This is a genomic window from Mitsuaria sp. RG (assembly GCF_028369275.1).
Lineage (GTDB): Bacteria > Pseudomonadota > Gammaproteobacteria > Pseudomonadales > Pseudomonadaceae > Aquipseudomonas > Aquipseudomonas peradeniyensis.
Genome location: NZ_JAQMYQ010000032.1, coordinates 17,010 through 30,215 on the forward strand (window position 1 = coordinate 17,010; position 13,206 = coordinate 30,215).

Sequence of the window (13,206 nt, forward strand, 5' to 3'; positions counted from 1 at the left end):
GGTCGCTTTGCGACCCTTTCGCGGCACAAGGCCGCTCCTACAGGATCATGCGGTCGCCTGTAGGAGCGGCCTTGTGCCGCGAAAGGGCTGCAAAGCAGCCCCGGCAAATCCAAGTCGGACGCCAATTATCATCACCTTGTCAACGGCTGTCCTGATCCTCGGCACTGCCACCTGACGCCCCGGCCCCGGAGCCTGTGGCTTCACCGGTGCTGTTGGAGCCTCCGGCAGCGCCGTCGGCAGCATCGGAATCGCTGCCGGTGTCACTGCTGTCGTTGTCCTTGCTGCCACCGGGGTTGTTGATGCTGCCGTCTTCACCGGCGGTCTTGCCTTGGTCCGTGGCCTGTCCGCTGTGACCGTTGCCATCGTTCATGTCGGTCGCGGCGAGGCTGAGGGTGGCGCCGCCACCGAGCAGCAGCGCCAGCATCAATGCGAGGGGGCGTGGATTGACCATGATGAATCTCCTGTCGAATGACCTGTCATCGTTGGGCTGCCACGGTGGCGCCAAGGTGCCCGTCAAGCGACGGGCGGTTCTTGGCGCGGGCTTTCAGTGGGCGTCGGGACGCGGCGACTGCTGGCCGTGCGTGGCGTCCATTGCCTCCAGCGTCGGGTGCTCCTGGGCCGCGTGCATCAGGTCCTCGGTCACCCGCAGTTCCGCGCCGGTCGGCGAGAAGGTCGCGGTCGGCGCGAACGGCGCCGGGTGCTCCGGTGCCGGGCGCTTGCCACGACGCCAGAGGAAGAAGCCGACCATGGCCAGGTTGATCACCGCGAAGGCCCAGAACAGTCCAGCCTCGCCGTAAGCGGTCATCATCGGCGAAATGGCCAGCGGCGCCATGGCCGAGCCCAGCGAGTTGATCAGCAGCAGCCCCTGGATCATCGGCACCAGCGCATCGGCCGGGGCGCGGTCGGCGGCGCTGCTGACGGCCACCGGATACAGGGCGAACACGCCGCCGCCGAGCAGGAACAGCAGCGCCGGCAGCAGCACGGTGTCGGCCGGCAGCAGCACGATCAGCACCGACAGCACGGTGCACAGGGCGGCCAGGGCGATCAGCACGTCCTGGCGGTCCTTGCGGTCCGACCAGCGCCCGACCGGGTACTGCAGCAGCATGGCGCCAAGAATGACCCAGGCCATCATGTCGCCGACCTTGCCCACATCCAGGCCGATGCGCTGCAGGTACAGCGGCAGCAGGGCGTAGATGCCGGCGATGGCGACCCCCGAGCCGAAGCAGCCGACCAGCCCGGTCGGTGCCACGCCCAGCAACTGCCGTGGCTTGAGCGGCTCGACCTGATCCAGCAGCGGCGACACCCGTGGCAGGATCACGATCGGCAGCACCGACAGCGTGGCGAGCATGCCGGCGACCATGAACGGCGCGGTGTCGCCCCAGCCGGTAACCTCGCCCAGGCCGGCCTGGGCGATCACCCCGGCGCCGTAGAAGGCAATCATGTACAGCGCCAGCAGGCGTCCGCGGATCTTGGCGTCGCCGGCCAGCAGCAGCCAGCTCTCGATCACCAGGAACACCCCGACCGCGGCCCAGCCGTTGATCAGGCGCAGGGCGAACCACCAGGTGGTGTCGTAGAACAGGCCCTGCAGCAGGATGGTCGCGCCGATCAGCGCGGCGAAGCTGCTGTAGGCGCGGATATGGCCGATGCGCAGGATCAGGCGGTCGTTGAAGATCGCCCCCAGGGTCAGGCCGATGAAGTAGGCCGAGGACACCACGCCGATGGTGGTCGCCGATTCGCCGGCGGCGCCCAGGCGCAGGGTGGTCAGGGAAGACAGCACGCCATTGCCCAGGGCAATGATGAACAGGCCGAGCAGGGGTGCCAGCGCCATCGCCAGCAAACGCACAGACATAGTTACCTCAAGGTTGAAAAGAGCTCAGATGCACCTTTTCGGCTGCACGGGCCGGGTCGTGGCGGCGTGCAGTACGGCCTGGGCGGGCTGCGACCTTGGCAAGATTCAACCGCGGACCTGATGCAGGCAGGTCGGGCGGGGGCGGTTGAGCCTGTGGCACATGCGCGATGTGATGAGGCACGGACGCTGTCTTTGCGGGCGGTTGCCACCGGCTGGGGCGACGGGCGAAAAGGAGGCGGGATTTTAAGGCCTGTGCAGGATTTGCCAAGTAGGAAAAGGCTGCGACGAGTGGCCGCAGGGGCGTCAGTCCAGCCTCTGTGCCGCCAGCAGCAGGGATTGTGGTACCTGGCTCTGCGGATGTTGCGGCTCCTGTAACTCCAGCAGGCCGAACCCGGCCAGCTCCAGCGCCTTCAGCCAACTGCCCAGGGTGCGGAAGTACCAGGGCATGGGGCGCCAGTCACCGGTGAATCCGGCAAACGATTCCTCGCGCCAGCCGTCCTGGTAGTGGCCGGCAGCCGCCGTCCACGGGTGCAGGGTCTGGATCAGCAGCGTGCCGTCGGGCAGCAGCAAGGTCCGCATGGCGCAGAGCAGGGGGATGATGTCCTGTTGCAGCAGGGCGAAGTTGGCGCACACCAGGTCATAGCCATGGCCGATGTCCACCGCACCTTCGGCCAGCTGCTGGTAGCTGGCCAGGTGTACTTGGGGCGAGCCCGCCGAGTGCGCGGCGGCGACCAGCGTCGCATCGCCATCCACGCCGACCGTGTCGATGCCCCGTGCCGCCAGGGCACGCAGCAACCAGCCCTCGCCGCAACCCAGGTCGAGCACCCGCGCAGGCTGACGGCCCAGCACGGCCAACAGTATCGCCTGGTCGGTGACCTCGCGGCGGGAGGCGATGGTGCCGGAGCGTACGGCTTCGATCCAGGCCTGGGCGTTGTGCTGCCAGCTGTCCAGCAGGGGATCGGTGGTGGGCATGCTCGGGTCCGATAAGGGCGGGTGGTTCTGGTGTGATGGTTTGCAAATACGACCAATAAATCGCGAGCGATTTTTGCGCTCAGGCAAGTCGTCGCGACGAGTCGTAGCCCAGCTACGGCGAGTAGCGACAACGCCGCATGAGCGCAAAAAGTGTCGCGAGTTATGGTCGTTATTTGTGAAACACCACACCAGCATAGGCCAGTCTTGTGTCCGGGGGGCTTTGCTCTGCACACTGGCGCACCTGCGAAGGAGCATGGCATGGCACTTGCGAAAGCGGATTTCACCACGCGCCTGCTGGTCGAGGCCGGTATCGGCCCGGGCATGCGCGTGCTTGACGTCGGGTGTGGCAGCGGTGATGTGAGCTGGCTGCTGGCTCGCCTGGTGGACGGCGATGGCGCGGTGGTTGGCGTTGACCAGGCGGCTGATGCCCTGGAGCTTGCACGTTCTCGTGAGACACCCAAGGGCGCGGCGATACCTGAGTTCGTCCAGGCTGACCTGCAGGCACTGCCCGAGTCCCTGGGGTTGTTCGATGCCATCGTCGGGCGGCGGGTGCTGATGTACCAGGCGGAGCCGGTCAAGGCTTTGCGTCTGCTGGCCCGGCATCTGTTGCCAGGTGGGCTGATGGTCTTTCAGGAACACGACAGCAGCCTGACCCCGGCCAGCCTGGAACCCTTTGCGTTGCATCGCAAGGCCCAGCAGTGGCTGCAACGCATGCTGGCCCATGAGGGGGCTGATCTGCATATCGGTTTCAACCTGCATCGACTGTTCAGCGAGGCGGGGCTGGCGGTCGAGGACCTGCGGGCCGAAGGCCTGGTGCAGACGCCCGACAGCGCCTATCCCCTGGCCGATATCATTCGTGCCTGCCTGCCGCGGATCATCAGCCATGGCGTGGCTACGGCCAGGCAGGTCGGGATCGATACGCTGCACGCGCGGCTGGAGGCCGAGCGGCTTCAGTCCCGGGGCGTCTATATAGGCGACATGGCCTTTGGCATCTGTGCGCGCAAGCGCTGAACAATGTGTTTATTTGATCAAGGAGGTATCGGATGGCGCAGTACACCGCACAAGTGACCTGGAATCGTGACGGGCAGGATTTTCTCGGTAACCGCTACAGCAGGCGGCATTTGTGGCGTTTTGATGGTGGGGTGGAGGTGCCGGGCTCGTCCTCGCCCCATGTGGTGCCCTTGCCGATGTCGGATGCCTCGGCGGTGGACCCGGAGGAGGCGTTCGTCGCGGCGTTGTCGAGTTGCCATATGCTGTGGTTCCTGTCGTTGGCGGCCAAGCAGCGGTTTTGTGTCGAGCGGTATGTTGATGATGCCCTGGGGGAAATGGCGCTTGATGGGGCTGGGCGGATGGCCATGACCGTGGTCACCTTGCGGCCTTTGGTTGAATTTTCCGGGGAGCGGAGGCCTGACTTTAAGCAACTGGAGCGGTTGCATCATCTGGCGCATGAAGAGTGTTTTATTGCCAATTCGGTGAAGACTGAAGTGCGGTGTGAGCCGGTGGTTTCTGGGTGAGGCTTTGGTGCGGTTATTGATTGTTGATTGTTTAGAGAGCTGTATGCGCATTCATTTGCGATGTTGACGCTTATTCACCTTTCCGCCCTTACGGCGGGTTACTTTGGTCTTGGCCAAAGTAACCAAAGCCGCCTCGCTCCATTCATCCGGCCCTCCGCTTCGCTCCGGGTTCCCTCACTCCGGCCTTGCTCCCGGGAGGACCGCGCTGCAGGGCCCATCCTGGGCCCCAGCGCTTGACGGGCATCCATGCCCGTCACCTCCCTCCGCAAGACCTCCGTTCGGCCTCCTGAAGTCGCGAAGTTACGAGCGGCGCCTGGACTGGCGCAGCTGTCGCTAGTTGGAGCTTAATTAATCTCTCGATCGCATCGCGGGGCAAGCCCGCTCCTACACGATAGTCGCCGTTATATAAATCCCTGTAGGAGCGGGCTTGCCCCGCGAAAGGGCCGGAAAAGCCAATACATAACTAACTGTAAAACAACTGACTTCGCATTTCTTGCTCTTGCTCTTGCTTCTAAGCGCGCGATAGCTCAGGCAACACCAATTGCGACTTCAGGAGGCCGAGCGGAGTTCTTGCGGAGGGAGGTGACGGCCATGGATGGCCGTCAAGCGCTGCGCCCCAGGATGGGGCGTTCAGCGCGGTCCTCCCGGGAGCAAGAACGGAGCGAGGGAACCCCGGAGCGAAGCGTAGGGGCCGGATGATGGAGCGAGGATTTTTTGGTTCCTTTTTGATCCTTCAAAAAGGGACCCGCCGTAAGGGCGGAAAGGTGACGATGCGTCACCATCGCCAATGAATGCGCATGCAAAGATAAAAACAAACCTCAAAACTATAGGCGCATTTAATTGAGATGCCAGCAGTCACCGGTTCCACTTTTAAAACCACCAGCCCCGATTGACGCCACCCCCCGCCTGGGTAAGGCTACCCTTTCCCCCAAACCAAGAGACCACCAATGCTGATCGATCCCCGCAAGGCCACGCTGCTGGTCATCGACATCCAGGAAAAACTGATAGGCGCCATGAGCGACCCCGAAGGCACCACAGCCCGCGCCCGCTGGCTGCTCGCGGCAACCGCCGAACTAAAACTCCCCACGGTGATCTCCGAGCAGTACCCCAAGGGCCTGGGCCACACCCTGGCCGCCCTCAAGGCCGCAGCGCCAGCCGCCGAGATCGTCGAAAAACTGCACTTCTCCTGCGTAGCCGCCGAATGCCTGCCCAACAGCCTGCTTGAACGCGAACAGGTAATCGTCTGCGGCATGGAGACCCACGTCTGCGTGCTGCAGACCGTGCTCGGCCTGCGCACCCTGGGCAAGCAGGTGTTCGTGGTCGAGGACGCCTGCGACAGCCGCACCCCACAGAGCAAGGCTGCGGGCCTGGCGCGCATGCGTGATGCCGGGGCGCAGGTGGTCACCCGCGAGATGGTGCTGTTCGAGTTGCTGGGCAGCTCCAGCCACCCGCTGTTCCGCCAGATCAGCAAGACCTACCTGGTCGGTGAACAGCCCTGAACGCCCGCCTGCTGACCACCGCGCTGCTGACCCTGGGCCTGCTCCAGGGTTGCGCCGGGCGACGTGAGGAAGCCGCCGAGGCCGACCCGGCCAAGGTTCGCGCCCAGCTCGTGCGCCTGCTGCCGGCCCAGGTCAAGGACCGCCAGGGCTGGGCCGAGGATATCCAGGTGGCGTTCCAGGCCCAGGGCATCAGCCCGAGCAAGAGCAACCTGTGCGCGGTGCTGGCGGTGACCGAGCAGGAATCCACCTTCAACGCCGACCCGCAGGTGCCAAACCTGGGACGCATCGCCCGGGAGGAGATCGACCGCCGGGCGGCGCGCCTGCATGTGCCCCGGCTGCTGGTCGATAGCGCCCTGAGCACGCCCTCGGCCAACGGCAAGACCTACCAGCAACGGCTGCTCGCCGTGCGCAGCGAGAAGCAGCTCAGTGCCCTGTACGACGAGGTGATCGGCGGCCTGCCGCTGGGGCGCTCGCTGCTGGGCGGGTTGAACCCGGTGCGCACCGGCGGGCCGATGCAGGTCAGCGTGGACTTCGCCGAGCGGCACGCCAAGGGCTATCCCTACGACCACTCGGGCAGCATCCGCCAGGAGGTGTTCAGCCGCCGTGGCGGGATGTACTTCGGCATCGCCCACCTGCTCGGCTACCCCACCCACTATGAACGCCAACTGTACCGCTTCGCCGACTTCAACGCGGGCTGGTACGCCAGTCGCAATGCGGCGTTCCAGGCGGCCTTGAGCCGGGCGAGCGGGGTGGCGCTGGCGCTCGATGGCGACCTGATCGCCCCCGGCGCCATACTGCCCGGCACCACCGAGCAGGCGGCGCGCAAGCTGGGGACGAAGCTGGGGTTGCGCAATCCGCAGATCAGGGCTCAGCTGGAGAAGGAGAATGGCCTGGAACTGGAGGACACCACGCTGTATCGCGGGGTGTTCGCCCTGGCCGAAGCGAAGGCGGGCAAGGCGTTGCCACGTGCGGTTTTGCCGGGGATCGAGCTGAAGAGCCCGAAGATCACCCGCAAGCTGACCACGGCGTGGTTTGCCGGCAGGGTGGATGAGCGGTATCAGCGGTGCATGAAACGCTGAGGTGGTCCTATGGTATTGAACATGACTCATTGATTTAGTCGGGGCCTGTGGGAGCGGCTTTAGCCGCGAACACCGGCGAAGCCGGTGCCATGCACCGTGTTGCTTTCTTCGCGGGTAAACCCGCTCCCACAGGGTATTTGTTCCCTTCGCGATTTCCTGCAAAGGCGCTCAACTGTCGCCGAGTGCCTTGACCACCTGCTCGACACTGGCCTTGAGCCCCGCCACGGTGTCGTCCGGATCGCTGTCCAGCACCAGCAACTTCGCCCCGGAAGCGGCGATCATCTCGGCCACCTTTGCGTCCGGCTGACGATGATGCAGCACCAGCGCCACATCCTGCGCCTTGAGGTGCTCGCCCAGCGCCTTGAGCGCCGTCTCGTCCCATTTGTCGTCGGCGGGCAGTGGCTGTTCGACCACATCCAGGTTCAACCCGCTGGCCAGGTAGCCCAGGCGCTCGGACAGGCTGACCACAGTCAGGTTGTCGACCTCGGCCAGGCGTGTCTGGCTGTTGGCGGTCAGCTCCAGCATCTGCCGCTTGAGGCCGGCCAGGTTGCCCTGGATCTTCGCCTTGTCGGCTGGCGCAAGTCGTTCCAGGTCGTTGGCGACGACATCGGCCATGCGCCCCAGGTTGGTCGGGTTCAGCCAGGGGTAGGCGGTAAACGCCTCATCCCCCTTGACCGCGATACCAGGCAGGGCGCCATCCACCGGCCGCGCGGCGTCGATCTCGACGATGCGGATATTGCTGCGCCGGGCCGTGGGATAGAGCGGGTCGTCACGCCAGATCGAGCGCACGCCGATCACCGCGTCGGCCTTCGACGCCGCCTTGTGCAGGCCGGCGCCGCCACGGCCGCTGAAGTACGACGGCTGGCGGCTGGCCGGCAGATTGGCCGGGGCGGCGCGCTTGAGCTGCACCGAGGTGCCGTCAAGCAATACGCTGGCCAGGCTGTGGGTCACCGGCAGGGTGGTCAGCACTTCAGTAGCATTGGCCAGCAGCGGCAGGCCACTCAGGGCCAGGGCCAGGGTCAGTTTCTTCAGGGTCATGCCGGGTTTCCTTGCAGGCGGGGGACGAGGGCGCGGGCCAGGGCGGCGAGGGCGAAGCAGATCCCGGCGACCAGGATGATCGCCGCGCCCGAGGGCACCGGCAGGTCGAAGACGATCGGCAGCAGGATGCCGAGCAGGGTGCTCAGGGTGGCGATGATCACCGAGACGAAGAAGAAGCCCTTGAGCGACTGGCTGACCAGCCGCGCCGCCGCCGCCGGGATCACCAGCAGGGCGCCGACCAGGATCGCGCCGATCACCTTCACCGAGGCCACGGTGACCAGGGTCACCAGGACCACGAACAGGTAGTCCAGGGTCTTCACCGCCACCCCGCGCACCGCCGCCAGCTGCGGGTTGAAACTAGCCAGCATGATGCGGTTGTACAGCGGCAGGGCCAGGGCCAGCACCAGCACGGCGACGATACCCAGCACCAGCAGGTCGTGGGCGCTGACGGTGAGCACCGAACCGAACAGCACGTTCTCGAGGATGTGCACGTTGATCTTGCCGGCCAGCATCAGCAACAGGCTCGCGCCCAGGGCCAGCGACACCGAGAGGAACACGCCGATCAGCGTATCCGGGGACAAGCCGGTGCGGTTGCGCAGGAAGTTGAGCAGGATGCCGAACAGCAGGCAGTAGCCGAACAGGCTGCCGTACGGGCCGGTGTAGGGCTCGCCGAGCAGGATGCCGATGGCCACGCCGGTCAGCGCGGCATGGCCGACCGCCTCGGAGAAGAAGGCGAAGCGCTTGACCACCACCAGGGTACCCAGCCCGCCCAGCACCGGGCCGATCATCAGGCCTGCCAGCAGGGCGTTGACCACGAAACCGTAGGCCAGCGCCTCCGGCAGGTAACCAGCGGTGGCCCAGTCCTGGACCAGCTGGCGGAAGGATTCGAAACTCATCAGGCAAGGCTCTCGCTGCGCGGATGGACGGAGAACAGCCCAAGCAGGCGCTCGGGAGTCAGGGCCTGGGCTGGCGGGGCGTCGAACAGCACCTGGCGGCTCAGCCCGGTGACCCGGTCGGCCAGGCGCAGCACCGCTTCCAGGTCGTGCTCGATCCACAGAACGGTGGTGCCGGCCTGGCGCCAGCCGTGCAGCAGTTGCTCGAACACCTGGATGCCGGCCTCGTCGAGGGCCGACATCGGCTCGTCCAGCACCAGCAGCTGTGGCTCGGGGATCAGCCCCTGGGCCAGCAGCACGCGCTGGCGCTCGCCGCCGGACAGCGCGCCCATGCGCCGCTTGCGCTTGTCGAGCATGCCTACCCGCGCCAGCGCCGCGTCGATCGCCGGGCGCACGCGTCGGGACAGGCCGAGGAATGCCGGGCGGCGCTGGCACATGGCGGCCATGAAGTCGTCCACGGTCATTGGCAGGCCACGGTCGAATTCCAGGGCCTGGGGCACGTAGCCGATCACTTCACGCTCGGTGGGCCAGTGCAGGGTCAACAGGCCCTGGTGCGGCATCTGCCCGAGCAGGGTCTTGATCAGCGAACTCTTGCCGCCACCGTTGGGGCCGACGATGGCGTGCACGCTGCCGGGGGCGACGCTGAAGCGCACGTTCTCGAGGATGCGTGTGCGGCCAAGGGTGAGGTCGATGCCGTCGAATTCGATACGCGGCCCGCTGGCGGTTGTGAGGTTGGCGGCGGCGGTCACGTGCGGTTCTCCTGGATGGCCTGGACCACCGTGTCGAGGTTGCGCTTCATCTCCACCTCGTACTTCTCGGTGGTGTATTCGCCGTAGGAGATGTGCGTGAGCGGGTAGATGCGCACGCCGGACTCGCGGTGGATGGTGTCGACGTAGGCCGAGGGGAAGTCCATCTCCGAGAAGATCACCTTCACATCCAGGGCCTTGAGCTGGTCGATGGTCTTCTTCAGCTGCGCCGGGCTCGGTTCGATGCCGTGGGCTGGTTCCACCACGGCGGTGACTTCCAGGCCGAAGTCGCGCACCAGGTAGTCGTAGGCGGCGTGGATGGTGGCGACACGGAAGGTCGCGTCCGGTGCCTCGGTGACCTTGGCCAGCGCCTCGGCACGCAGGGCACGCAGGCGCTTGGCGTAGGCCCGGGCGTTCTGCGTGTAGAACTTGGCGTTGTCCGGGTCGAGCTTGCCCAGTTCGCGGGCGATGTTGTTGACCTGGGCAATGGTGGCGCTGATCGACAGGAAGGTGTGGGGGTTGACCACCTTGCCGGCGCCGCGGGCGGCGATGCCGGTGGCCGCCAGCAGCGGCACGTTGGCGTTGGACTCGATGGTCTTGATGTCGGGCTTTTCGCTGGCGGCGATCATGCGGTCGGCGAAGTCGTCGTGGCCGACACCGTTGAGCACGATCACGTCGAGGCTGCCGATGCGCTTGATGTCCTCGGCGCGGGGCTCGTAGGCGTGGGGATTGAAGCCGGCCGGGATCAGCGGCACCACCTCGGCCTTGTCGCCGACGATGTTGCTCACGTAGCTGTAGTAGGGGTGCAGGGTGATGCCGATGCGCAGCGGCTTGCCATTGTCGGCGAGGGCCACGGCGGGCAGGGCGCAGGCCAGGAGCAGCGCCAGGGTGCGGCGGGCGAAGCGGAGCATGGGCAGGTCCTTAGTGACGGTGTTGGCGGGTGACCCCGGCGTCGTAGTGGGTGACGATCTGCTGCCAGCCGGCGGCGATCAGCGCATCGCTGTCCAGCGCGTCCGGGGGCAGGGCGGTGCTGTCGCGGCGCAGCCAGACATCCGGCTGGGCGTCGCTGGCGGCGGGCAGGATCACCAGGAAGCTGCCGGCCACCTGGGTGTCCTGACTGCGGCCCAGGTAGGCGCCGTTGGCCAGCAGCGACCACTGGTGGCTGCCGCGGCTCTGGCTGCTGGCGTCGTTGACGAACGGCGGCAGCCCCTCGTCGGCCAGGGCCTGGGCGTCCGGGGCGGTGCCGTTGTCCTCGCGCAGGGCGCGGATCTCCTCGACGGCCACCCACAGGTCGGTGTGGATGCCCTGTTCGGCGGCATTGAGGTCGCGGCGGGCGTCGAGCTGGTGGGCGGCGATGGCCTGTTCATCCTCGCGCTCGCCGCGCGCGGCCACCACGCTGGCGGCCAGCACCACGATCAGCAGCGCGGCCAGCAGCACATAAAGGGTCTCGTGCCCGGCGCCGGCCGGGCGCACCACCTGGGCGCGGCTCATGGCGCACCGATGTCGGCGTGGTCCACTTCCACCACGTGGCCGGGGCCGGCATCGAACAGCACGTAGAACTCACCGTCGGGGCGCTTGAAGGTCAGGGTCGAGTCGTCGCCGAGCTTGCTCGCCACCAGCACCTGCTCGTCGTAGCCGATCACGTCCAGGGTCACCCCGGGAGCGCCGCTGCCGTCGGAGAAGCCGCCCTTGCAGGTGATCTGCTCGCCGTGCTCGGTGCACTCGCACATCGGGTTGTGCGCCAGCGCCGGGGTGGCGGCCAGGGCCAAGAGGGGCAGGGCGAGCCTGCACATCAGCTGTTTCATTTGTTGCCTCCTTGTTTCTCGAGCCAGGCCGCGGTGGCGGGGGATGCCTTGGCCAGCGGCACCGCGGCCTGGTACATCTTGCCGTCCCAGCCTTCGATGGTGATCCAGATGTCGGCGTCGGGTCGGGTGCGTGGCGGGATCGGCAGCGAAGTGCCCATGCGCGCCGGCGCACCAAAGAAGATCGTGCCGGCGGCGCGCAGGCTGCGCGGCTTGCCCACCCGCAGGTAGATGGCCTTGGCGCCGTCGTTGCAGTTGCCGCAGGCGGCGTTGAAGGCCTTGAAGTAGCCGGCCGGGCCTTCGGCGCGCGGGGCCTCGTCGCGCAGTTCGGCCAGGTCCAGGGTCCAGCGTCCGACCTGGATATCCTCGACGATGTTGGCGCCCAGGCCGCTGTCGCCGCGGAACAGGCTGGCGTCGGCGAAGTACTTGGGCATGAAGCCCAGCGGCACGAGGATCAGCAGGATGTTCAGGTGGAAGCGCCATTTCAGCCACAGCTGCTTCAGGCCGCTGGGCGGCAGGGTGTCGGTCTGGCTCAAGGTTGGGCCTCCAGGGTGGTTGGGCTGGCCGCAGCGCGCTTGCGTGCCGGACGCTCGCTGCGCTTGAGGGCGGCGAGGGTGGCCTGGGTGGTGCGTTTGGTCCAGATCAGCAGGCCGCTGAACACCATCAGGGTCAGCACCAGGCCGAAGAAGAACCAGATCAGCTTGATCGCCAGGCCACCGAAATCACCGGTGTGCAGCGGGCGCATGGATTCGGTGACGAACTCGAGGGCCGAGCGGTCGCCAAGCAGGAACTGGCTGTCGACGTTGCGTGTATAGGGGTTGACCTCGGCGGTTTGGAACATCAGCGGGTACCAGCCGCGCCCGCCCATGCTGTAGTGGCTGTAGGCGGTGGCGGGCAGCGAGATGAAGCTGATGTCCAGGCCGGGTACTTTCTCGGTGGCGATGCGTGCCGCCTGGTCCAGGTCGATGCGTGGCGCCGGGCTGCCGTCGGCAGTCTGCGGCACCTGCTCACGGGCGATGACCGGCACGATCGGCTCGGTGGAAACTGTCACATGGTTGTCGCCGAGGATCGCCTGGATCAGGAACCAGGTGCCGGTGATGGAAATGACCGCGATGAACCAGATCGACCACACCCCGGCCAGGCGGTGCAGGTCGCCCCAGAAGATCCGTGGGCCGTGGCCGGTACGCACTGGCTTGAAGAAACCGCGCCAGAACTTCTTGTACACCACCAGCCCCGTGACCAGCGAGGCCAGCATCGGCAGCCCGAGCAGCGACACCAGGTACCAGCCCCAGCTGTAGCCGTTGGTGAAGGGCACCAGCCACCAGCCGTGCAGGGCGCGGGTGAAGGCCTCGAAGTCGAAGTCCGGACGCTGCCCCTGTATGGCCCCGCTGTACGGGTTGACGTAGAGCAGCGCATTGGTGCCGTCGGCGCGGGTTACCGAGGCCTGCAGGGCGAAGTGCGAACCGTCCGGCTGGCTGAAGAAACGCACTGCCAGGTCCGGTTCGACCTTGTGCATGGCGTCAAGCACCTGCTGGTAGCTCAGGCGCTGGCTGTCGTTGTCGGGCTTGCTGGCGCGCACGTCGGCGTTGGCCAGCCAGACGATCTCCTGGCTGACCACCGCGAGCATGCCGGTGAAGCAGACGATCAGGACGAAGAACCAGATCGGCAGGGCAAGCCAGCTGTGGACCAGGAACCACAGCTTGGAATTGGATTTCTTTCTCGATTGTCGGGCCATCGCTCGGTCTTCTGCATATAAAAATACGGTCGAGTCTGTGCTCAACCTGGAAGGCTGCATAAGTAAGGACGAATGAGAA

15 protein-coding genes are annotated in these 13,206 nt (G+C 66.3%); 4 read left to right on the forward strand and 11 right to left on the reverse strand.

Features of this window, described 5'->3' with window-relative positions; translation table 11 throughout:
- Positions 1–139: 139 nt before the first annotated feature.
- From POF53_RS17785 to POF53_RS17795, 3 genes are all read right to left on the reverse strand, one after another.
- Positions 140–451 (reverse strand): hypothetical protein, encoded by a 312-nt coding sequence (locus POF53_RS17785; protein ID WP_203652415.1) that lies wholly within the window; start codon positions 449–451, stop codon positions 140–142.
- 93 nt (positions 452–544) lie between these two features.
- On the reverse strand, positions 545–1,849 hold the full coding sequence (locus tag POF53_RS17790) for an MFS transporter (RefSeq protein WP_232855505.1): 1,305 nt from the start codon (positions 1,847–1,849) through the stop codon (positions 545–547).
- Positions 1,850–2,152: 303 nt separating this feature from the next.
- Positions 2,153–2,821, reverse strand: coding sequence for a class I SAM-dependent methyltransferase (locus POF53_RS17795; protein ID WP_232855504.1), 669 nt, complete (start codon positions 2,819–2,821; stop codon positions 2,153–2,155).
- 258 nt (positions 2,822–3,079) lie between these two features.
- Between POF53_RS17795 and POF53_RS17800 the strand changes: the two genes are divergently transcribed.
- The 4 genes from POF53_RS17800 to POF53_RS17815 all read left to right on the forward strand — a co-directional run bounded on the left by POF53_RS17800 (position 3,080) and on the right by POF53_RS17815 (position 6,913).
- The gene (locus POF53_RS17800; protein WP_232855503.1) at positions 3,080–3,832 is read left to right on the forward strand and encodes a methyltransferase domain-containing protein; all 753 of its coding nucleotides are present in this window, start codon (positions 3,080–3,082) and stop codon (positions 3,830–3,832) included.
- Between the two features lie 32 nt (positions 3,833–3,864).
- Positions 3,865–4,335 (forward strand): OsmC family protein, encoded by a 471-nt coding sequence (locus tag POF53_RS17805; RefSeq protein ID WP_232855502.1) that lies wholly within the window; start codon positions 3,865–3,867, stop codon positions 4,333–4,335.
- A 947-nt stretch (positions 4,336–5,282) separates the two neighbouring features.
- Positions 5,283–5,834: a hydrolase gene (locus tag POF53_RS17810; protein WP_498968764.1), complete on the forward strand. Its 552-nt coding sequence runs from the start codon at positions 5,283–5,285 to the stop codon at positions 5,832–5,834.
- Between the two features lie 110 nt (positions 5,835–5,944).
- Positions 5,945–6,913: a DUF1615 domain-containing protein gene (locus tag POF53_RS17815; RefSeq protein ID WP_498968766.1), complete on the forward strand. Its 969-nt coding sequence runs from the start codon at positions 5,945–5,947 to the stop codon at positions 6,911–6,913.
- A 168-nt stretch (positions 6,914–7,081) separates the two neighbouring features.
- Here the strand turns inward: POF53_RS17815 and POF53_RS17820 are convergent, their stop codons facing one another.
- The 8 genes from POF53_RS17820 to POF53_RS17855 are packed head-to-tail and all read right to left on the reverse strand — an operon-like array spanning position 7,082 to position 13,127.
- Positions 7,082–7,951, reverse strand: coding sequence for a metal ABC transporter solute-binding protein, Zn/Mn family (locus POF53_RS17820; RefSeq protein WP_498968768.1), 870 nt, complete (start codon positions 7,949–7,951; stop codon positions 7,082–7,084).
- On the reverse strand, positions 7,948–8,847 hold the full coding sequence (locus POF53_RS17825; protein ID WP_028692191.1) for a metal ABC transporter permease: 900 nt from the start codon (positions 8,845–8,847) through the stop codon (positions 7,948–7,950). Before POF53_RS17825 ends, POF53_RS17820 begins: the two co-directional genes overlap by 4 nt.
- Positions 8,847–9,593: a metal ABC transporter ATP-binding protein gene (locus POF53_RS17830; RefSeq protein WP_232856164.1), complete on the reverse strand. Its 747-nt coding sequence runs from the start codon at positions 9,591–9,593 to the stop codon at positions 8,847–8,849. Before POF53_RS17830 ends, POF53_RS17825 begins: the two co-directional genes overlap by 1 nt.
- Positions 9,590–10,501, reverse strand: a complete 912-nt coding sequence (locus POF53_RS17835) for a metal ABC transporter substrate-binding protein (protein WP_198745327.1) — start codon at positions 10,499–10,501, stop codon at positions 9,590–9,592. Before POF53_RS17835 ends, POF53_RS17830 begins: the two co-directional genes overlap by 4 nt.
- A gap of 10 nt (positions 10,502–10,511) precedes the next feature.
- On the reverse strand, positions 10,512–11,081 hold the full coding sequence (locus POF53_RS17840) for a DUF6162 family protein (protein ID WP_232856163.1): 570 nt from the start codon (positions 11,079–11,081) through the stop codon (positions 10,512–10,514).
- On the reverse strand, positions 11,078–11,395 hold the full coding sequence (locus tag POF53_RS17845) for a hypothetical protein (RefSeq protein ID WP_232856162.1): 318 nt from the start codon (positions 11,393–11,395) through the stop codon (positions 11,078–11,080). The genes POF53_RS17840 and POF53_RS17845 overlap by 4 nt, the downstream gene beginning before the upstream one ends.
- A complete protein-coding gene (locus POF53_RS17850) occupies positions 11,392–11,928 on the reverse strand; it encodes a PA2404 family protein (protein ID WP_232856161.1) in 537 nt (178 codons plus the stop codon). Before POF53_RS17850 ends, POF53_RS17845 begins: the two co-directional genes overlap by 4 nt.
- Positions 11,925–13,127, reverse strand: coding sequence for a PepSY-associated TM helix domain-containing protein (locus tag POF53_RS17855; protein WP_498968773.1), 1,203 nt, complete (start codon positions 13,125–13,127; stop codon positions 11,925–11,927). Before POF53_RS17855 ends, POF53_RS17850 begins: the two co-directional genes overlap by 4 nt.
- Between the last annotated feature and the right edge of the window lie 79 nt (positions 13,128–13,206).